The sequence below is a fragment of the Poseidonocella sp. HB161398 genome, assembly GCF_005870025.1.
Taxonomy (GTDB): Bacteria; Pseudomonadota; Alphaproteobacteria; order Rhodobacterales; family Rhodobacteraceae; genus Mangrovicoccus.
Map to the genome: position 1 here is coordinate 39,243 of NZ_VATA01000019.1, position 18,977 is coordinate 58,219.

Below are 18,977 nucleotides of genomic sequence, written 5' to 3' on the forward strand. Positions count from 1 at the left end.
GCCGAGTATTGCATCTAGCGCATGACCTTTATACGCCCCGAGTCGAAATTGATCGACTTGGGTGAAATTGTCATGATACTCCGTGCTGTGGTGCTTTTGGCTGCCGTCCTGTGTGCCGGGACTGCCTTTGCCGAAGTAACGCTCAGCACGTCGAACGATCCCTCTCTCGATTTCGGATACGGGCCGGGCGCGGTGTTCGAGGCAGAGCGCGACACCCTGCTTTCGGACGGGGCCGCCGAGAAGCTGCCGGAAATCCGGCCGGTGCCGCGGGGCGACCGCAAGCCGCGCTTCCGCCGGGTCGAGTACTCCAAGGACTGGCTGTCCCGCCAGGCCGTCAAGGGCACGGGCGACGAATGGCACTGCCTCTCCGAGGCGCTCTATTTCGAAGCGCGCGGCGAGAGCGTGAAGGGCCAGTTCGCGGTGGCCGAGGTGATCCTCAACCGGGTGAAGTCGAACGCCTATCCAGACACGGTCTGCGGCGTGGTCAACCAGGGCACGGGCCGGATCAATGCCTGCCAGTTCAGCTATACCTGCGACGGCCGCGCCGAGGTGATCGGCGAGAAGAAGGCCTGGAAGCAGGTCTCGAAAGTGGCCGCGCTGATGCTGCGCGGGGCGAAGAGCAACCTGACCAAGGGCGCCACGCATTACCACACCAGCGCCGTGCGCCCCCGCTGGGCGCGGATCTTCCCGCGCACGGCCTCGATCGGCGTCCACTACTTCTACAGGCAGTAGCCTTCGGCGGCCCCGCGCCCAGCGGTGTCGCAGGCGCGCGCTTTCGGCTTGCCATGCCGGGGGCGGGCATGCACATGTGCGGGTCCTGAGCAAGGGCGCCGGCCGGGGCCGGCCGGAACGGAACCTGGGAGAGCTCGATGCGGAAGCTGTTCGGAACCGATGGGGTGCGCGGCCGCGCGAATGCCTATCCGATGACGGCCGAGATGGCGCTGCGCCTCGGCGCGGCGGCCGGGCGGTACTTCCGCCGCGACGGCAAGGACACCCACCGCGTGGTGATCGGCAAGGACACGCGGCTGAGCTGCTACATGCTGGAGACCGCGCTGACCGCGGGGCTGACCTCGACCGGCATGAACGTGCTGCTGCTCGGGCCGGTGCCGACGCCCGCCGTCGGCATGCTGACCACCTCGATGCGCGCCGATCTCGGCATCATGATCTCCGCCAGCCACAATCCGCACGAGGATAACGGCATCAAGTTCTTCGGCCCCGACGGGTTCAAGCTCTCGGACACGGCCGAGGAGGAGATCGAGGCGCTGCTCGAGGCCGGGGTGGAGCCCGCCCGTCCCGAGAGCATCGGCCGCGCCCGGCGGATCGACGACGGCCGCTTCCGCTACCAGGAGCGGGTGAAATCCACCCTGCCGCACGGCATGACGCTCGACGGGCTGAAAGTGGTGATCGACTGCGCCAATGGCGCCGCCTACCGCGCCGCGCCGGAAGTGCTCTGGGAACTGGGCGCCGAGGTGGTGCATGTCGGGGTCAGCCCGAACGGGCGCAACATCAATGACGGGGTCGGATCCACCGCGCCGCAGGCCGCGGCCGAGGCGGTGCGCGCCCATGGCGCCGATGTCGCGATCTGCCTCGACGGCGATGCCGACCGGGTGCTGATCCTCGACGAGACCGGCGCCCAGGCCGATGGCGACCAGATCATGGCGCTGATGGCCGCCCGCTGGGCCGCCGAGGGGCGGCTGAAGGACGGCACGCTGGTCGCGACGGTGATGTCCAATCTGGGGCTGGAGCATTTCCTCGCCGGGCAGGGGCTGAAGCTTCACCGCACGCCGGTCGGCGACCGCTACGTGGTCGAGGCGATGCGCCGCCATGGCTGGAACCTGGGCGGCGAGCAGTCGGGCCATATCGTGATGACGGATTACGCCACGACCGGCGACGGCCTGCTGGCGGGGCTGCAATTCCTGGCGGAGATGGTGCGCACCGGCCGCCGCGCCTCCGAGCTGGCCCGCAGCTTCGAGCCCTGTCCGCAGCTCCTGAAGAATGTCCGCTACGCCCCGGGCAAGGCGCCGCTGGAGGAAGAGGCGGTCAAGACCGCGATCGCCGCCGCCGAGGCGCGGCTGGCCGGGCAGGGGCGGCTGCTGATCCGCAAGTCCGGCACCGAGCCGCTGATCCGCGTCATGGCCGAACACGCCGATGCCGCGATCCTCAGCGAGATCGTCGAGGAGCTGGCGGAGGTGGTCGAACGCGCCGTCTGAACGGGCGCGGCGGCCTTTGTGCCTTGGCATGGGCTGTTCCGCGGGCAGGGCGGTGCGGCATTCTTCCGGAACGCCTCGCCGGCCGTTCTGGCACTGAAGGGCCTCGCTGAGAGGCGGGCCCGGGCAAGCGGTGCGGAAAGCCTGCCTCCGCCGCTGGCCCGGATTTCCGGACCGGAGGCCCGCTGCGTCGACCTGTTCGCTCTATGTGGGTTCGCGCAAGAGGATCGGCGTCGCGCCCTCCGGATCTGTCGCTTTCTCCGGTCTCTAGCAGGGCGCCGAGCGTGCTCGGCGGCCCGTGGTCCGCTGCGTCGGCCTGTTCGCTCTGTGTGGGTTCGTGGGAGGGGATCGGCGTCCCGCGCTCTGGATCTGTCGCTTTCTCCGGTCTCTAGCAGGGCGCCGAGCGCGCCCGGCGGCCCGTGGTCCGCTGCGTCCGCCTGTTCGCTCTGTGTGGGTTCGCGCGAGGCGATCGGCGTCCCGCCCTCCGGCTCTGCCGCATTCCCCAGTCTCTAGCAGGGTGCCGAGCAAGTCCGCTCGGCCGCGGAACCTGCGGAGAAACTGGGGAGATGATCCTGACTTCGGAACAAGTCTCTCATTTCCGCTGGAAGTCCGGGCTGAACCCGGCACGAACTCCTCCACCGCGGCGGCCTGGTGTTCCTTTCCGGCCCCCAGATAGGGGTCTGTCTTGATGATCCGGTGCGGGTCGCGGCTGCGGGGTGCCACGGCCACCTTGAGAGAGCGACGCGATGGACAAGGGCGCCGTCCATTCGCTGCGTTCGCGCGGACGGACCGGGGCGCCTGAGGCCTTTATGAAGAGGCGGGTAGGCACGTGTTCGAGCTGGCCGGCCGGACTGGGCTCTTCGCCGACGCATCGCGGTGCTCGCGCCACCGATCCCGGTCGCCGATCCCGGTTCCCCGACAGCGCCCGCCGGGTCCTCCGGCGCTGTCTGGTCATGCTGTGGAAGCCCGGCGCTGAGGACGGCGGCATGCCCGGCCCGCCTGCCGGTCCTGTGGCGGGCGTGGGCCTTGAGGTGGACGGGCCGTGGCGGGCCGTTCGGGCTGCGGGGCTCCGGTCCGTCGCCGCTTGCATCCTCGGCCCGATCGCGCGTTTGCCAATGGCCGCTCTACTGGCGGTGAAGCCGGGCTCCCGGCGCGGTGCCGTGTTCGAACTGTCGATCGCTGGATCAGAGCCCGGATGGCGTCCGTGGCCGTTGCTCTGCCGCGGAGGGGCTGCCTATGGCGCATCCTTCCGAGGATCGCGGAATGGCAGGCGCCACGCCTGGTTGATGGATCATGGGCACGCCCTGGGACATCACCGCCCGTAGGCTGCCTTTCCGGGGCCGTCCTGCTGCCATCCCCGGCGGAGCTTGCGGATTGCGGGTCCGGCTGTCGGGCGGGCCCGGTAGCGCGCCCGCGGGCTGCGGGGCGCCGCTGTCCTTCACAGCCGGCCTGCGGCCTCGGGCGCTGCGGCGCGGTCGGCCGTCCTTGCCGATCCGGCGGGCACCGGGGCGCGACGGTCCGCGCAGGGCGCGGGCGCTCAGGCCGGGACGGGTCCGCCGATCCGGCCCGCGGCAATGGCGGCGAGGGTCTCGGAGCGCTGCGGCGGGTTGCAGCCCGCGCGGGTGCAGTTGATCGCGGCCGCCCAGGCGGCGCGGGTCAGCAGGGCGGAGAGCGACTCCTCCCCAAGCGCGGAGAGCGCGGCGGCGTCGCGGCAGCCGAGCTCCAGGATGCCGGCCAGCAGGTTGCCCATGAAGGTGTCGCCCGCGCCGACCGTGTCCCTGACCGTGACGACCGGCGCCTGGGCCGAGGCCTGGCCCGCCTGCGTCATCCCCAGCGCGCCCTCGGCGCCGCCCGTGACGACGACGAGCGCCGTGCCGCGGCCCAGAAGTTCGCGGGCGAAGGCCTCGCGGCCCTGGCCGGGGCGGAGATAGTCGAGATCCTCGGCGCTGATCTTCACCACCGCGGCGGCGTCGAAAAGCGCCTCCACCCGTGCCTCCCAGGCCGGGCGGTCGGTGATCATGTTGGCGCGCACGTTCGGATCGAAGGCCAGCATCTGGCTCTGCGACTGTGCCAGGGCGAAATCGAGGATGTTGTCCGCGCCCGGGTTCGGGATCAGCGAGATCGAGCCGACGGCGAGGATGTCGCCCGGCTCCGCGGTGATGCCCTCGGCGGTCGGCGCCATGTTCACCGCCGCGCTGTCGCGGTCGTAGAAGGCGTAATGCGGCTCGCCGGTCGACATGTCGACGAAGGCCAGGGTCGAGGGATCGTCGCTGCGCGGGGTCAGCCCGGTGCGCACCCCGTGGGCGACCATGTCCGCCAGCAGCCGCTCGCCGAAGAGATCGGTCGAAAGCGCCCCGAGGAAATGCGCCTCGGCCCCCGCGCAGGCTGCCGCCTTGGCCGTGTTCATCGGCGAGCCGCCGGGCAGGGGCAGGAAGGCCGTGCCTGCCGCCGACTCGACGGGAACGAAATCCATGATCGCTTCGCCGCAGACGAAAATCCGTGCCATCCTGTCCTCCCTCACGTGAGCTTATGCTTGCCTTATGGGCGAAAGCCCGGGGCAATGCACGCAGAATTTATAAACCCGATTTAGAAATTCGCCACCACCCCTGGCAAGCGCAATTCGGTGACAAGGTCGCGGACTTCCTGGCGGGCGGCGATATTCGACATGGTCAGCCCGCCGCCGCTGCCGGTGTCGCGCAGGTCGAGGAGCGTGAGCCCGCGGGGGAAGAGCTCGCGGAAGATCACCCGCTCGGCGAAGCCCGGCGCGACGCGGAAGCCGATCCGCCGGGAGAGCTCGGAGAGGGCGTCGCCGACGCGCTTCTTGTTGTGCATCTGCTGCGAGCCCATGCGGTTCCTCAGGACGATCCAGTCGATGGGCTTCAGCCCGGCCTGGGCGCGCAGCTGCCGCGCGTTCCAGACCATCTCGGCATAGACCGAGGGGCCGGTGATCGCGCCGGTGTCGGGGTCGTGATGCGCCAGCAGGTCGAAATCGATGAAGCTGTCATTCAGCGGCGTGATCAGCGTGTCGGCCAGCGAATGCGCGATCTGGCTCAGCCGCGTATGCGAGCCCGGGCAGTCGATCATCAGGAAGTCGTGCCGGTCCTCGAGCTGGGTGATCGCCGCGTCGAGCCGCAGATCGTAGATATTGGCGCCCTCGGGCACGTCCTCGGGGGCGATTTCGGGCAGGGGCAGGTAGTCCGGGACCGGCAGGGCGATGCCCTCGCGGCGGCAGAAGGCCATGCGGTTCTCGACGAAGCGGCCGAAGGAGCGCTGGCGCAGGTCGAGATCGATGCCGCCGACGCGATGGCCCATGCGCACAAGCGCCGTGGCCACATGCATGGTCGTGGTCGATTTCCCGGACCCGCCCTTTTCGTTGCCGACGACGATGATGTGGGCCATGGGGCGGAACTCTTGTCAGGGGGTGGGGCCGTCCCGGGGACGGCGGCCGCCACCCTATGTCGTGGCGCGGGCAATGAAAAGCCGTCCCGTCGCGGCGCCGGGGGCGGCGCGCGCGAAAGCCGGGCCGGGTGCGGCCAATGAGTCACAGCGGCGGCTTTCCCTGTGGATAAGGCGCTGCTAAGCTTCAGTTAACTTGAGAGCGCGCGGATGGCGGGAAGGAAACGGGATGAAGGTCAAGATCGACGTGGACATGACGCCGATGGAGGCGCGCGAACTGATGGGCCTGCCTGATGTGCGGCCCATGCAGGAAGCCTGGCTCGACAAGATGAACTCCAAGATCGAGGAGCACATGGAGCAGCTCACCCCCGAGGCGATGATCCAGAACTGGATGAAGGCCGCGGGCGGCAATGCCGAGATCTTCAGCGATTTCATGTCCGCCTTCATGAACATGGCCTCGAAGAACTGAGCCCTGGCTGACAGGCGTGCCGGGCTCCGGCGCCCGGCCGCCTGCCGCGACCCTGCTAGCCCGCCGGGCAGCGGTGCCAGACCGAGGGGAATCCGGTGCCGAAATCGATGCCCCCGAGGAAGGTCAGCTCGCTGCCGTCGCCGTCGACGGAGAAGCTGAAGGTGACCGGCGTGCCGCTGCAGTCGCTCAGCGCGGTGTAGATGCCGTCTCCTTCCACGACCTCGCTGATCTCGCACTGCAGATCCAAGTTGTTCTCGATGGCCTCTTCCGAGACGGAGAGCGTGTCGCTGCAGTCGCCCTCGTCCAGCGACCACTGTCCGGCATAGGGAGGCTCCTGCGCCCAGAGGGGCGCTGCAGCGGCGCAGAGACCGGCGAGGGCGAGGGGGGCGAGGCAATGGCGCATATTGGGTCGTATCCTTGGAGAAAGCGTCCTGTGCGGCGAAGCTAGGGGCGCTGCCGCGCGCGCCAAGGCCGGGCAGGCGGTTCCGCGGAAACCCGCTCTTTGCACGGCCTGCCTGCCTGCCGCGGAGGCGCCCGGCCGGCCGGGGCGGGTGCGCCCGGGTGGCGGGACGCGCGCTGGTTGCGGGGCTCAGCCCCTGGTGACCGACACGGTCTGCGACACCAGCTGCACCATGCCGCGATTCTCCATGAAGGCGGTGTCGTAGGCATCGCGGCCGACGGCGACGATCACCGCCGTCTCGGGTCGGCACATGCCGGTCGGATCGACGATATGCCAGCCGCCGTCGAGCCAGACCTGCGAGACGGCGTGGAAATCCGGCGGATCGACCTCGGGCGCGTAGACCGAGACATAGCGCGCCGGGATGTCCGCCGCGCGGCAGAGTGAGCACAGCATGTGCGCATAGTCGCGGCAGACCCCCTGGCGGCCGGTGAAGGTGTCGATCACGGTCGTCTGGGCATGGGAGGCGCCCGGCACGTAGCTCAGCTCTCTGGCCACCCAGTCGCGGATCGCCGCCACCTTGGCGCCGCCGTCCAGATCGCCGAAACGGCGCAGGGCGAAGGTCTCGAACATGTCGGACTGGCAGAAGCGGCTGGGCCGCAGATAGGTCATCGCCTCGGCGGGCAGGTCGTGCCAGGGCGCGGCCATCATGCCCTCGAGCGTCCCGTCGAGGCGGGTGACCTCCACCGAGGCGCGATAGGCCAGGCGCAGCCGGTCGTGATCCAGCCGGGCGATGACGCGGCTGCCGATGCCGCTCTCGCCGGGGATGCGCGACAGCGCCGCGCCGCCGATCTCCAGCCGGCTGGAGAGCACGCGCTGCCCCGGGGCAGAGGCCGCCTCCAGGGTCAGGAACACCACGCGCTCCTCGCCCAGCCGGTAGTCCATCGCCACGTCGATATCGATCCTGCCCAAAACTGCACCTCTTGTCTTTTCCGCACTTGCATCAAGGCGTTCCGCGCAGCGGCCCGCCTTGGTCTACGCCCGAGGCTGGCAGAGGTTTCCCCGATTGTCGCCGGAAAAGAAAAAGGGCCGCCCCGCAGGGCAGCCCTTGAAATGCGCGATGGCGGTCAGGCTCAGAAGCCGAGGCCTTCGTATTTCTTCTTGAACTTGGAGACGCGGCCGCCCTGGTCGAGCAGGCGGGTGTTGCCGCCGGTCCAGGCCGGGTGCGCCAGCGGATCGATGTCCAGCGACAGCGTGTCGCCTTCCTTGCCCCAGACGGATTTCATCTGGATGATCGTGCCATCGGTCATCTTGACGTTGATGAGATGGTATTCGGGATGGATGTCTGCTTTCATCGGTCCGGTCCTTACGCGTCGGCGCCGGCCTTGGCGGCCTTCGGCTTGTAGTTGGAGACCTCTGCGATACGGGCGGACTTGCCGCGGCGCGCACGCAGGTAGTAGAGCTTCGCACGGCGCACGCGGCCGCGGCGCACGACTTCGATGCTCTCGATATTGGTCGAGTAGAGCGGGAAGATACGCTCGACGCCTTCGCCGAAGCTGATCTTGCGGACCGTGAACGACCCGGCGATGCCCTGGCCGTTCTTGCGGGAAATGCAGACGCCCTCGTAGTTCTGGACGCGGGTCCGGGTGCCTTCGGTCACTTTGAAGCCGACGCGAATGGTGTCGCCCGCCTTGAAGTCGGGAATGGACTTCCCGAGGGAGGCGATTTGCTCGGCCTCCAGCTGTGCGATCAGATCCATCTGATCTCTCCTGTCTGGCTCACGGTTATCCCGTGAAGGTGGTGGCGTCCCAGAGCTCCGCGCCTTCTGTCGGGTCCGCCTCGGCGCCCGCGGGAGTTAGGTCGTCCTTGCTTTTCGTCGCCCCGACCGGGAACGCGCCCCGGCGCCATCAGAAGAAGACGGCGCGCAACCAGGCACAGCACGAGTCGGAAGTGGGGGGTCTATGACAGGAAGCGTCCCGCTTTTCAAGCGCGGAATGCCGCAGGCAGCGCAGGCCTCCGGGGCGCCGTCTCAGGGGGCCGCGCAGGCCGGTCCGGGACCCCGGGTGACGCGCGACACGCGGTCCCCGTCGTACCAGACATGCATGTAGCCATAGGGCCCGCCGCTCCCGTACATGTAGGCGGTGCAATCGCCGCTGCCGCTGCCTGCCGCGCCCGGTCCGAGCATCGCGGTGACGTCGCTGCGCGCCATGCCGGGCGCGATCCCCGCCATATGCGCCGGACCGCCCGCCATATGGCCGTAGCCTGGCCCGCCCATGTGGTGGCAGGCCGCGAGGAGGGGAAGCAGCAGCAGCGCCGCGAGGCGCCCCCTGCCGGTCTGCCATGCGTGCATCCGCCCTGCCTCCCGCTCCGAAAACCTGCCGGATGCTAGGACGGATCCTGCCCTTTGGGAATGCGGCGCGTCGCCCTTGCGGCTAGCGCGTCTCCGGCGTGCCGGCGAGATGGCGCTGCCACAGGTCGGGACGGCGGGCCTTGGTCAGCTCTTCGGCCTGCTGGCGCCGCCATTCGGCGATCTTCGCGTGATTGCCCGACAGCAGCACCTCGGGGATCGCGCGGCCCGCCCAGTCGGCCGGGCGGGTGTATTGCGGATGCTCGAGGAGCCCGCCGGAATGGCTCTCCTCCTCGGTGGAGGCGGCATTGCCGAGCACGCCGGGCAGCAGCCGCACCGTCGCGTCGAGCATCGCCTGCGCGGCGATCTCGCCGCCGGTCAGGACGAAATCGCCCAGGGAGACTTCCTCGACCTGGTAGGCGTCCAGAACGCGCTGGTCGACGCCCTCGAAACGGCCGCAGAGCAGGGTGACGCCGCGCGCCCGCGACCAGCGCCGCGCCATCGCCTGGTCGAAGCGCCGCCCGCGCGGGGAGAGATAGACCAGCGGCCAGTCGGTGCGGTCCTCGGGCGTGCCGGCCATCGCCATGTCGAGCGCGCGCGAGACCACGTCGGCGCGCAGCACCATGCCCGCGCCGCCGCCTGCGGGCGTATCGTCGACATTGCGGTGCTTTCCCTCGCCGAAGGGGCGCAGGTCGATCGGATGGAGCTGCCAGAGCCCCTCCTGCAGCGCCTTGCCGGTCAGCGATTCCCCCAGCACGCCGGGGAAGGCGCCGGGAAACAGCGTCACGATCCGGGCCTGCCAGGCATGCAGGAGCTCGGGCGTCTCGCTGAGGAGGTCGCGCGGCTGCAGCGTCGCTCGGATCGACTTGCGGCCATGGCTGCGGCTGGGCGCGTCGCTCATGCCTGCGGTTCCCCGTCTTCGTCGTCGTCATCCTCGCCGCCGCCGAACAGTCCGGCAGGCGGGTCGGCGATGATCCGTCCGGCGGCCAGGTCGACTGTCGGCACCGCTTCGCGGGTGAAGGGCAGGAGCACGCCGCCCTTCAGCCCGGGGCCGTGGATCTCCAGCAGGTCGCCCGCGCCATGGTCGTAGACCGCGCGCACCCGGCCGAGCCGCGTGCCGCCGGTATCGACGACCTCGAGGCCGATCAGGTCGGCATGGTAGAATTCGTCATCGGGCAGCGAGGGCAGCCGGTCGCGCGGCGCGTAGAGCCGCACGCCCTTCAGCGCGTCCGCCGCCTCCTTGGTGGAGACCCCGCCCAGCCGCGCGGCCAGGCCGTTCTTGATCGGCCGGGTGATCTTCACGGTGAAGCTGCGGCTGCCATCTTCCGTGGTCAGCGGCGCATAGTCGGCGATCGCCTCGGGCTCGGCGCAGAAGCTCTTCAGCCGCACCTCGCCACGCACCCCGAAGGATCCGGCAATCGCGCCCACGCAGGTCAGATCCGCCATCACTCCACTCCCTTGCAGAAACCGCGCGCATCAACAGAGCCGCCCGCGTCGAGGCAGGCCTGCATCAGCTCGTAGCGGGCATATTCCGCTCCGGCATAGCCGCCTACGGCCAGAAGTGTCGCATAGATTATCAGTCGGATCACGGGCCGGGCTCCGTCGGCTGTCTCATCGCAGGACGAGCGCGGGCCGGGGGCGGCGATGCTCCCAGCCCAGGCGCTCAAGTTCGGGGGCGGTCTCCTCCGTCTCGGGCCAGCCGAGGCAGAGATAGGCGACCAGCCGCCAGTCGCCGGGCAGGGCGAGCGCCTCGCGCACCCGCAGGGGGTCGAGGATCGAGACCCAGCCCATGCCCAGTCCCTGGGCGCGCGCCGCCAGCCACATCTGCATCACCGCGCAGACCACCGAATAGCGGCGCATCTCGGGCATGCTCTGCGCGCCGAGACCGGAGCCCTGCTCCGTCGCCTCGTCGCAGAACACCGCCCATTGCACCGGCGCGCGGTCCATCCCGGAAAGCTTCAGCCCGGCATAGAGCCGGGCCTGCTCGCCGTCATATCCCGACAGCGCGGTCGCGTTGGCGTCGCGGAAGATGTCGCGCATCGACTGGCGTGCCCCGGGACTGGCCACCGAGACCAGCCGCCAGGGCTGCGACAGCCCCACCGAGGGGGCCGTGTCGAGGCAGTCCAGACAGCGCTCCAGGACGGTGTCCGGCACGGGATCCGTGCGGAAGCGGCGCGTGTCGCGCCGGAGCCGCATCAGCCGTGCCAGCTCGTCCGGGAAGCTGTCCGGAAAGCGCACGGGCCTTACTCGGCCGTGGCTTCCTCGGCTGCTGCGGCTGCCTTGGCTGCCTTCTCTTCGGCGCGGTCCTTGGCTTTCTTGCCCGGCTCGCCCTTCTTCAGGTTGGCGCGCTCTTTCTTGCCGACGACGCCGGCAGCTTCGAGCATGCGCGACACGCGGTCGGTCGGCTGGGCGCCTTCGCCGAGCCAGTACTGGACGCGCTCGACATTCATGATCACGCGGCGCTCGTCATCCTTGGCGAGCAGCGGGTTGTAGGTGCCCAGCTTCTCGATGAAGCGGCCGTCGCGCGGCATGCGCGAGTCGGAGGCGACGATGGCGTAGTGGGGGCGCTTCTTGGAGCCGCCGCGGGCGAGGCGAAGTTTCATGGCCATGGGTTGAGTCCTTTCATATTCATGGCGTTGCTTGACGGCGGGGCCGTCTTACGACTGGTGCTTCTTGTGGTGCTGGATCACTTCGGCGATGATGAAGTTCAGGAAATTCTTGGCGAATTCCGGATCCAGGTCGGCTTCCACCGCCAGCCGTTCGAGCCTGGCGATCTGGATGGCTTCCCGCGCCGGGTCGGACGGCGGCAGGTCGTGTTCGGCTTTCAGATGGCCCACGGCCTGGGTGTGCTTGAAGCGCTCGCCCAGGGTGTAGACCAGGATGGCGTCGAGCCGGTCGATGCTTTCGCGATGCCCCTTGAGGAGCTCGGCGGCGCGCTCGGCGGTCTTGGTGTCGGTCATCGGTTCCTCGCGGCGGCTGGGACGGTCCGGGGGATGGCCAGGCCGAGCGCCAGGGCATGGCCGACGGGCGGCGGCATGCGGCGGCGGCACAGCGGCGTCCTGGATTTCACGGCGCGGCCCATCCGGAACAGCGACCGCCACATCACCGGCGCCTTGGCGCGGGTGAAGGTCGGCCAGGTCCAGCGGGCGTGGATGTAGACATGGTGCATCGTGCCGTAGGGGATCATGCCGCCGCCTCCGCGCTGCCGCGGGCCGGGTGGCGCCAGATCTCGACGGCGCCGTGGCCGACCAGCTCGTGCATGCCCTCGAGCGTGCAGCCGAGCCGTTTCGCCACCGCGGCCGAGGCCGGGTTCCCCGGATGCACGAAGCTGATCGCGGTCGGCCAGCCGAGCGTGCCGTAGCACCAGTCGCGCACCGCGCGGGCCGCCTCGGTGGCATAGCCCTTGCCCTCGAAGCCCGCCATCAGGTCCCAGCCGATTTCCGGCTCGGGCCAGCCCTCGGGGCACCAGGCGCCGATATTGCCGACGAAGGCGCCGGTGGCGGCCTCGGTCACGGCGAAGCGGCCATAGCCCTTCAGCGTCCAGTGGCCGATCTCGCAGGCGAGCTGCCGCCAGGCCTGGTCGCGCGTCTTCGGGCCGCCGACATGATGCGACCGCTCGGAGGCGTAGAATGCGGCCAGGGGCTCGAAATGCGCCGCGCCGAGCGGGCCGAGCACCAGCCGTTCGCTATGGAGGACAGGCGTCTGCATCGTTACTTCTTCTTGCCGAACCCGCTGAGACCCGGGGGCAGGGCGCCGCCGCCGAGCCCGGGCATGCCGCCCATCTTGCCCATCTGCGCCTGGGCATCGGCCATCTCGGCCTCCGACGGCATCTTGCCGCCCATCATGCCCTTCATCTGGCGCATCAGGCCCTTCTTGTTCATCTTGCCGAGCTTCTTCATCGCATCGGCCATCTGCCGGTGCATCTTCAGCAGCCGGTTCAGCTCCTGAACGTCGAGCCCGGCGCCCTGGGCGATCCGCTTCTTGCGGCTGGCCTGCAGGAGGGCGGGGTTGGCGCGCTCCTTCTTGGTCATCGAGCTGATCAGCGCGATCTGGCGGCGCAGCAGCTTGTCGTCCATGCCCGCGGACTCGGCCTGCTTGGCCATCTTGGCCATGCCCGGCATCATGCCCATCACGCCCTGCATGCCGCCCATCTTGATCATCTGCTCAAGCTGGGAGCGCAGGTCGTTCATGTTGAACTGGCCTTTCTGGAAGCGCTTCATCATGCGCTCGGCCTGTTCGATCTCCAGCGTTTCCTGCGCCTTCTCGACCAGGCTGACGATGTCGCCCATCCCGAGGATGCGGCCCGCGATCCGGTGCGGGTGGAATTCCTCCAGCGCGTCCATCTTCTCGCCGAGGCCGACGAACTTGATCGGCTTGCCGGTGACGGCGCGCATCGACAGCGCGGCGCCGCCGCGGCCGTCGCCGTCCATCCGGGTCAGAACGACGCCGGAAATGCCGATGCGGCTGTCGAAATTCTCCGCGGTGGTCACCGCGTCCTGGCCGGTCAGGCCGTCGACGACCAGGATGGTCTCGCGCGGGGAGGCGACGTCGCGCACCCGCTCCACCTGGGTCATCAGCTCTTCGTCGATCGACAGCCGGCCGGCGGTGTCGAGCAGGAAGACGTCGTAGCCGCCCAGTTCCGCCTGCTGCTTGGCGCGCTTGGCGATGGCGACCGCGTCCTGGCCGGGGATGATCGGCAGGGTGTCGACGCCGATCTGGCGGCCGAGGATCTCCAGCTGCTCCATGGCGGCCGGGCGGTTGGTGTCGAGCGAGGCCATCAGGACGCGCTTGTTGTTGCGCTCCTTCAGCCGCTTGGCGATCTTGGCGGTGGTCGTCGTCTTGCCGCCGCCCTGCAGGCCGACCATCAGGATCGGCGCGGGCGGGCTGTCGACTTTCAGTTCGCCGGGATTGGGATTGTCGCCCGCCAGCATCTCGATCAGCTCGTCATGGACGATCTTCACGACCTGCTGGCCCGGGGTCACGGATTTCGTGACATTCGCGCCGGTGGCCTTCTTGGTAACGGCCTTGACGAAGTCGCGGGTCACCGGCAGCGAGACGTCGGCCTCCAGCAGCGCGGTGCGCACTTCGCGCATGGCGGTCTTGACGTCTTCCTCCGACAGGGCCCCGGCCTTGGTCAGACGGTCGAAGACCCCGCCAAGGCGTTCCGACAGACTTTCGAACATCCAAGGTCCTCCTGCGACCGTTGACGACATGCTTCCCAGATGGGAGGCGGTGATCCCGAATGGAACCCGATCAAGCGGAAGCGGCACCCGCGGGCGCAACGCGCTGGCGTGTGTCGATCCCGGAACGGCCGGGACCGGAAGACTCGGGGACTTCCGGGATGGACCCCGCGCTTAGCGCCCTCCGGAAGAAAAGTCAATCGCCGGGAGCCGAAAGATCGGGCAGCCGCGGGATGCGCGGCCGATGCGCGGCTGTCACTATATATATAGTCAGCCACGGGCAATCCCGGAGCGTCATATCGGCGTGAGCCGCGGGGCCGAGGCGGTTTCTGATATGGCGCAAGGCGCGGCGGGCGATAGGGTGGCAGGGTAGGGCCGATGCCGCGGGGCCGTTCCATGCGCCGGCGCGGCCTGTCCGGGAGTTGCCGAGGAGGGACCACCGATGAAAGCAGCAGGAGAAACACGGCACCAGCCCTTCACCGCGGCCGAGCTGCGGGGATACATGGCGGAGCTGGAAGCGGAGAAGCAGAAGCTTCTCGACATGAAGCGCTCCAAGGCCGAGAACGCGATGCGCGACGTGGCCGAGGAATTCACCCGCGGCCACCTGACCCACGAAGAACTGGAAGAGGTGCGCCGCAAGATCCGCCATGCGGTGGATCACGGCATGTTCGAGGTGATGGTGATGCGCTTCCCGTCGAGCCTGTGCTCGGACAAGGGGCGGGCGGTCAACAACGCGCTGCCGAACTGGCCGGAGACGCTGCCCCGCAAGGCGCACGAGCTCTACCTGACCTGGGAGAAGGTGGCCAAGCCCGCGGGCTACCACCTGCGCGCCTATATCCTCGACTTCCCGAACGGGATGCCGGGCGATGTCGGGATCTTCCTGAACTGGGCGGCCTGAAACCGGGTGGCCTGAATCTGGGCGCGCTGATGGAAGAAGACCGCCCCGGCGGGGCCGGGACGGTCTTCGGGTGCATCAGGGACGATGGCGGCCGCAGCCGCGGTCAGTCGTGCGCGCCGAGATACATCGCGCCGAGCTCGCCATTGGTGTAGCTGGCGGCTTCGACGCCGAGGAGCTGCGCCAGCTGCGAGTCAGAGGGGGCAGCGGCGGGCGTTGCGTTGCGGGTCACGCGGTAGGTGCCGTCCAGCACGTAGCTCTGCGACTGGGAGCGGCCGTCTTCCAGCGCGTCGCGCAGGCGGACCAGCTCGGCCGTGGTGTAGGTGCCGGGCGCGACGCCCAGGCTGCCGGCCAGTTGGCTGCCGTTGCTGAGGCCGTCATCCTGCGAGCCGCCGTTCAGCAGGAAGGCGACGCGGGTGCTGTCGCCCTTTTCGACGGCAGAGCGGATCTGGGCCAGTTCGGCCGTGGTGTACTGGCCCGGCTCGACGCCCAGCGAAGTTGCGAGCTGGTCGCTGGCCTGGGCGGCGAAGCCTGCGCTGGAAGCGGCGAGGGCGAGTGCGGCAAGAGTTGCGTTGCGGAACATGTGTATTCTCCTGGTGGATGGCGCCGTAATTGCGGCGGCGTAATCTCTGGTTGCCGGAGCGCGGCCGGGGCGTTGCTCCTTCGATGGAGCCGAGATGGGGCCTTGCGCGGACGAACAAAATATGCATGGCTAGCCACAATTCTGTTCATGAGTGCACATCACAAAATGTCTATCGATGCTTGGGACGAAATCCGGACCGCCTATCACGTGGCGCGGCTCGGCACAGTCTCCGGGGCGGCCGAGGTGCTCGGCGTCCACCATGCCACGGTGATCCGCCATATCGACGCGCTGGAGAAGCGGCTGGGCACGAAGCTGTTCCAGCGCCATGCCCGCGGCTACACCGCCACCGAGGCGGGGCAGGACCTGATGCAGGTGGCGCAGGCGACCGACGACCAGTTCACCCAGCTGGCCAGCCGGCTGAAGGGGCGGGGGGACTCCGTCACCGGCGAGCTGGTGGTGACCTCGATCGAGTCGCTCTCGCCGCTGCTTTCGCCGGTGCTGGCCGAATTCCAGATGGCCAATCCCGGCGTCACCGTCCGCTTCGTCACCGGCGACCGGGTGTTCCGCCTGGAATACGGCGAGGCCCATGTCGCGATCCGCGCGGGCACGGCGCCGAACGAGCCGGACAATGTGGTGCAGCGCTACGCGACGGTGCAGATCGCGCTCTATGCCTCGCGGAAGTATCTCGGCGACCGGGTGCTGCCGATCCCGGAGGACGAGCTGCCGAACGAGAAGTTCATGGGCTACGAGAACATGGACAGCCGCGCGCCCTTCTACCGCTGGATGGAGGACAAGGTCCCGCGCCATAACATCGTCATGCGCGGCAGCGACGGGCGCTCGCTGAAGCACGCGATCCGCGCGGGCATCGGGCTGGGCTTCATGCAGACCTGGGAGGCCTCGCAATACGAGGATCTGGTGCAGGTGGTGGAGCCGAAGCCGGAATGGGCGGCGCCGCTATGGCTCGTGACCCATGTCGATCTGCACCGCACCGCCAAGGTCCAGGCGATTCTCGCGCATCTGAAGGCCGCAGCCGATTCGTGGACGCTGGTCTGAGCGGCGGAGTCGCGGATTGACCCTCCGCGACTCGAATCGCTTTGGGAAATCATTTCGGCGTGAAACGCGGATTCCGTTACGGCGAGAGTGTTAAAAAAGTCGTTTCAAGGATGGAAATCCGGCATCTCGGCTCTGTCACCGCCAATTTTCATATGCTAAACTCGTTTCCAGGGAGGCCAGGAGGGGCCCATGACAGCGGCGCAGGCCGCGTCGCCGCAAAGCCGGAGACCGCTGGGATACTTGATATCCACGCGAAGTGCCGCGCCGCTGTCATGTTCTTGGCTCGTCGAGCCGACCCGAACCCATCCGAAAGTCCGTGTTGCCATCCGCTGCCGCGCCCTGCGGCCGCTGCGGCTGTCAGCTGCCGGGCTAGGGCAGGGGGGCTGTGCCGTCCTCCGGCTCTGCCGTGCCTCCGGAAAGATCGGCATCGGCCAGCTCGCGCTCCAGGAAGCGCTCGAACTCCTCCAGGTTGACCGGCTCGAACTGGCCGAAGCCCTGCATCCAGACGCTGGCGCCGCGCATCGCGTCGGGCTCGAGCTTGCACCATTTCACCCGGCCGCGCTTCTCCTGCCGGATCAGCCCGGCCCGCGCGAGGATCGCCAGGTGCTTGGAGATCGCGGCCAGCGACATCTCGAACGGGGCGGCGACATCGGTCACGGCCATGTCGTCCTCCAGCAGCATCGCCAGGATGGCGCGGCGGGTCGGGTCGGCAAGGGCGGAGAAAACGAGGTCGAGCGGGTCATCGGTCATGCGCCTCCTTAGCCGTCCCGTCGGCGGCGGAAAAGCCCGCCGGATGCCGCGCATTGCCGATGACAGCGCAAACTCAACTGGATAGTTGAATTAGGAATTCCCGACCTATTCGCTGCGCGTTCTGCCGCATCTGCCATGACGCCTTTGTTTTCAGTGGGTTGCGTTACCACACAAGCAATTGACGACCAGTGCAAGAAACGCCTAGAACCACGGCAGTTCCAAGGGAGGCCTTCTGTGACGGACCCGGACAATGGGGATCGGCTCCGCCAGCTAGAAGAGCGGCTCGACGCGCTGCGCCAGAAACAGGCGCCCGCGGGCCGGAAGGGGGGCGACAAGTACAGTCAGGCAAACATTGCCTGGACGATGGTCACTGAACTCGTGGCCGGTCTTGCGATCGGCTGCGGCATCGGCATGGGGTTGGACGCGATACTTGGCACGCGTCCCTGGCTGCTGGTGCTCTTCACATTGCTGGGCTTTGCTGCGGGGGTGAAAACCATGATGCACACCGCGGGCGAGGTCCAGAAGGAAAAGCAGGCGGCGAAAGCCGCCGAGGCACGGAAACACGGGTCCACGGACCCCGAGGCGTAACGGGCGGCGGCCCGAAGAGAAGAGGACCTTGACCATGGCGGATGCAGCCCAATCCGAAGGCGGCGGCCTTGTCTTTCACCCGATGGACCAGTTCAAAGTCGTGCCGCTGTTCGGCGAGGGCGATGTCCACTGGTACACCATCACCAACGTGACGCTGTGGATGGCGATCTGCGTCGCCTGCGTCGCCGCCCTGATGGTGCTGGGCGCGCGCGGCCGCGCGGTGGTCCCGGGCCGGGCGCAGTCTCTGGCGGAACTGGCCTACGGCTTCGTCTACAAGATGGTCGAGGATGTCGCCGGCAAGGACGGGGTGAAGTACTTCCCCTACATCATGGTGCTGTTCCTCTTCATCGTCTTCTCGAACTTCCTCGGCCTGCTGCCGCTGGCCTTCACCACGACCAGCCACATCGCCGTGACCGCGGTTCTGGCAATGGCGGTGTTCCTGTCGGTGACGATCCTGGGCTTCGTCAAGCACGGCTCGCATTTTCTCGGCCTCTTCTGGGTGACCGCCGCGCCGCTGCCGCTGCGCCCGATCCTGGCGATCATCGAGGTGATCTCCTACTTCGTGCGTCCGGTCAGCCACTCGATCCGACTTGCCGGCAACATGATGGCCGGCCACGCGGTGATCAAGGTGTTCGCGGGCTTCGCCGCCATCGCCGCGATCTCGCCGCTCTCGGTGGTCGCGATCACCGCAATGTACGGCCTCGAGGTCCTGGTGGCCTTCATCCAGGCCTACGTCTTTACCATTCTGACCTGCGTGTACCTGAAGGATGCCCTGCATCCCGGCCACTGAGGTCCGATCCCGAAAACCCGAAAATTTGCCACTTCCGACGTAAGGAGACACGACAATGGAAGGCGATATCGTTCAAATGGGTGCGTACATCGGCGCTGGTCTGGCCTGCATGGGCATGGGCGGCTCCGCAATGGGTGTGGGCAACGTCGCGGGCAACTTCCTTGCCGGCGCCCTGCGCAACCCCTCCGCTGCAGCCGATCAGACCGCGACCCTGTTCATCGGCATCGCATTCGCAGAAGCACTGGGCATCTTCTCGTTCCTGGTTGCCCTGCTGCTGATGTTCGCCGTCTGATCCAGACCGTCGATCATCCTTACGACCGGG

The 18,977-nt window shown here is 68.4% G+C and carries 26 protein-coding genes; 8 read left to right on the plus strand and 18 right to left on the minus strand.

Annotation, left to right across the window (positions count from 1 at the left end):
- Nucleotides 1-72: 72 nt before the first annotated feature.
- Nucleotides 73-732, plus strand: coding sequence for a cell wall hydrolase (locus tag FGX59_RS16120; protein WP_138468111.1), 660 nt, complete (start codon nucleotides 73-75; stop codon nucleotides 730-732).
- 137 nt (nucleotides 733-869) lie between these two features.
- Entirely contained in the window at nucleotides 870-2,210 is a 1,341-nt protein-coding gene (glmM, locus tag FGX59_RS16125) for a phosphoglucosamine mutase (protein ID WP_138468113.1), read from the plus strand.
- A gap of 1,534 nt (nucleotides 2,211-3,744) precedes the next feature.
- On the opposite strand, the gene FGX59_RS16130 is transcribed toward glmM, so the two are convergent.
- Nucleotides 3,745-4,713: a carbohydrate kinase gene (locus FGX59_RS16130; RefSeq protein ID WP_138468115.1), complete on the minus strand. Its 969-nt coding sequence runs from the start codon at nucleotides 4,711-4,713 to the stop codon at nucleotides 3,745-3,747.
- Between the two features lie 80 nt (nucleotides 4,714-4,793).
- Nucleotides 4,794-5,606 (minus strand): division plane positioning ATPase MipZ, encoded by an 813-nt coding sequence (locus FGX59_RS16135; RefSeq protein WP_138468117.1) that lies wholly within the window; start codon nucleotides 5,604-5,606, stop codon nucleotides 4,794-4,796.
- Between the two features lie 226 nt (nucleotides 5,607-5,832).
- Between FGX59_RS16135 and FGX59_RS16140 the strand changes: the two genes are divergently transcribed.
- A complete protein-coding gene (locus tag FGX59_RS16140) occupies nucleotides 5,833-6,072 on the plus strand; it encodes a DUF6489 family protein (RefSeq protein WP_138468119.1) in 240 nt (79 codons plus the stop codon).
- Nucleotides 6,073-6,127: 55 nt separating this feature from the next.
- Here the strand turns inward: FGX59_RS16140 and FGX59_RS16145 are convergent, their stop codons facing one another.
- The 14 genes from FGX59_RS16145 to ffh all read right to left on the minus strand — a co-directional run bounded on the left by FGX59_RS16145 (nucleotide 6,128) and on the right by ffh (nucleotide 13,999).
- A complete protein-coding gene (locus tag FGX59_RS16145) occupies nucleotides 6,128-6,475 on the minus strand; it encodes a hypothetical protein (RefSeq protein WP_138468122.1) in 348 nt (115 codons plus the stop codon).
- 186 nt (nucleotides 6,476-6,661) lie between these two features.
- Nucleotides 6,662-7,441 carry a transglutaminase family protein gene (locus FGX59_RS16150; RefSeq protein ID WP_370296061.1) on the minus strand — a complete coding sequence of 260 codons (780 nt, stop codon included), beginning with the start codon at nucleotides 7,439-7,441 and terminating at the stop codon, nucleotides 6,662-6,664.
- 161 nt (nucleotides 7,442-7,602) lie between these two features.
- Nucleotides 7,603-7,824, minus strand: coding sequence for a 50S ribosomal protein L31 (gene rpmE / locus FGX59_RS16155; RefSeq protein WP_138468124.1), 222 nt, complete (start codon nucleotides 7,822-7,824; stop codon nucleotides 7,603-7,605).
- Between the two features lie 11 nt (nucleotides 7,825-7,835).
- Nucleotides 7,836-8,228 (minus strand): 50S ribosomal protein L19, encoded by a 393-nt coding sequence (gene rplS / locus FGX59_RS16160; RefSeq protein ID WP_138468126.1) that lies wholly within the window; start codon nucleotides 8,226-8,228, stop codon nucleotides 7,836-7,838.
- 270 nt (nucleotides 8,229-8,498) lie between these two features.
- A complete protein-coding gene (locus FGX59_RS16165; RefSeq protein WP_138468128.1) occupies nucleotides 8,499-8,819 on the minus strand; it encodes a hypothetical protein in 321 nt (106 codons plus the stop codon).
- An 82-nt stretch (nucleotides 8,820-8,901) separates the two neighbouring features.
- Nucleotides 8,902-9,717 (minus strand): tRNA (guanosine(37)-N1)-methyltransferase TrmD, encoded by an 816-nt coding sequence (trmD, locus tag FGX59_RS16170; RefSeq protein ID WP_138468130.1) that lies wholly within the window; start codon nucleotides 9,715-9,717, stop codon nucleotides 8,902-8,904.
- Nucleotides 9,714-10,262 (minus strand): ribosome maturation factor RimM, encoded by a 549-nt coding sequence (gene rimM / locus FGX59_RS16175; protein ID WP_138468131.1) that lies wholly within the window; start codon nucleotides 10,260-10,262, stop codon nucleotides 9,714-9,716. The genes trmD and rimM overlap by 4 nt, the downstream gene beginning before the upstream one ends.
- Nucleotides 10,262-10,405 carry a hypothetical protein gene (locus tag FGX59_RS37585; RefSeq protein ID WP_171060670.1) on the minus strand — a complete coding sequence of 48 codons (144 nt, stop codon included), beginning with the start codon at nucleotides 10,403-10,405 and terminating at the stop codon, nucleotides 10,262-10,264. The genes rimM and FGX59_RS37585 overlap by 1 nt, the downstream gene beginning before the upstream one ends.
- A gap of 22 nt (nucleotides 10,406-10,427) precedes the next feature.
- Nucleotides 10,428-11,054 carry a 5,6-dimethylbenzimidazole synthase gene (gene bluB, locus FGX59_RS16180; RefSeq protein WP_138468133.1) on the minus strand — a complete coding sequence of 209 codons (627 nt, stop codon included), beginning with the start codon at nucleotides 11,052-11,054 and terminating at the stop codon, nucleotides 10,428-10,430.
- Nucleotides 11,055-11,059: 5 nt separating this feature from the next.
- The gene (gene rpsP / locus FGX59_RS16185; protein WP_138468135.1) at nucleotides 11,060-11,425 is read right to left on the minus strand and encodes a 30S ribosomal protein S16; all 366 of its coding nucleotides are present in this window, start codon (nucleotides 11,423-11,425) and stop codon (nucleotides 11,060-11,062) included.
- 48 nt (nucleotides 11,426-11,473) lie between these two features.
- Nucleotides 11,474-11,776 carry a chorismate mutase gene (locus FGX59_RS16190; RefSeq protein WP_138468137.1) on the minus strand — a complete coding sequence of 101 codons (303 nt, stop codon included), beginning with the start codon at nucleotides 11,774-11,776 and terminating at the stop codon, nucleotides 11,474-11,476.
- A complete protein-coding gene (locus FGX59_RS16195; protein ID WP_138468139.1) occupies nucleotides 11,773-12,003 on the minus strand; it encodes a hypothetical protein in 231 nt (76 codons plus the stop codon). Before FGX59_RS16195 ends, FGX59_RS16190 begins: the two co-directional genes overlap by 4 nt.
- Nucleotides 12,000-12,524: a GNAT family N-acetyltransferase gene (locus tag FGX59_RS16200; protein WP_138468140.1), complete on the minus strand. Its 525-nt coding sequence runs from the start codon at nucleotides 12,522-12,524 to the stop codon at nucleotides 12,000-12,002. Before FGX59_RS16200 ends, FGX59_RS16195 begins: the two co-directional genes overlap by 4 nt.
- Nucleotides 12,525-12,526: 2 nt before the next feature.
- On the minus strand, nucleotides 12,527-13,999 hold the full coding sequence (gene ffh / locus FGX59_RS16205; protein ID WP_138468142.1) for a signal recognition particle protein: 1,473 nt from the start codon (nucleotides 13,997-13,999) through the stop codon (nucleotides 12,527-12,529).
- 439 nt (nucleotides 14,000-14,438) lie between these two features.
- Between ffh and FGX59_RS16215 the strand changes: the two genes are divergently transcribed.
- Nucleotides 14,439-14,894, plus strand: a complete 456-nt coding sequence (locus tag FGX59_RS16215) for a histidine kinase (RefSeq protein ID WP_171060671.1) — start codon at nucleotides 14,439-14,441, stop codon at nucleotides 14,892-14,894.
- Between the two features lie 103 nt (nucleotides 14,895-14,997).
- Here FGX59_RS16215 and FGX59_RS16220 read toward each other — a convergent pair whose 3' ends face one another.
- Nucleotides 14,998-15,474 carry a hypothetical protein gene (locus FGX59_RS16220; protein ID WP_138468148.1) on the minus strand — a complete coding sequence of 159 codons (477 nt, stop codon included), beginning with the start codon at nucleotides 15,472-15,474 and terminating at the stop codon, nucleotides 14,998-15,000.
- A gap of 171 nt (nucleotides 15,475-15,645) precedes the next feature.
- On the opposite strand from FGX59_RS16220, the gene FGX59_RS16225 reads away from it, so the two are divergent.
- Nucleotides 15,646-16,527, plus strand: a complete 882-nt coding sequence (locus FGX59_RS16225) for a LysR family transcriptional regulator (protein WP_138468255.1) — start codon at nucleotides 15,646-15,648, stop codon at nucleotides 16,525-16,527.
- 369 nt (nucleotides 16,528-16,896) lie between these two features.
- On the opposite strand, the gene FGX59_RS16230 is transcribed toward FGX59_RS16225, so the two are convergent.
- Nucleotides 16,897-17,277 (minus strand): helix-turn-helix transcriptional regulator, encoded by a 381-nt coding sequence (locus FGX59_RS16230; RefSeq protein ID WP_138468150.1) that lies wholly within the window; start codon nucleotides 17,275-17,277, stop codon nucleotides 16,897-16,899.
- 234 nt (nucleotides 17,278-17,511) lie between these two features.
- Here FGX59_RS16230 and FGX59_RS16235 point away from each other — a divergent pair, with 234 nt between their 5' ends.
- From FGX59_RS16235 to FGX59_RS16245, 3 genes are read left to right on the plus strand one after another with little or no spacing between them, the layout of a single operon-like run.
- Nucleotides 17,512-17,865, plus strand: a complete 354-nt coding sequence (locus FGX59_RS16235; protein WP_138468152.1) for an AtpZ/AtpI family protein — start codon at nucleotides 17,512-17,514, stop codon at nucleotides 17,863-17,865.
- Between the two features lie 34 nt (nucleotides 17,866-17,899).
- Nucleotides 17,900-18,655, plus strand: coding sequence for a F0F1 ATP synthase subunit A (locus FGX59_RS16240; protein WP_138468154.1), 756 nt, complete (start codon nucleotides 17,900-17,902; stop codon nucleotides 18,653-18,655).
- Nucleotides 18,656-18,710: 55 nt separating this feature from the next.
- Complete coding sequence (locus FGX59_RS16245) at nucleotides 18,711-18,947, plus strand: F0F1 ATP synthase subunit C (RefSeq protein WP_108262886.1); 237 nt, start codon at nucleotides 18,711-18,713, stop codon at nucleotides 18,945-18,947.
- The last annotated feature ends 30 nt before the right edge of the window (nucleotides 18,948-18,977 follow it).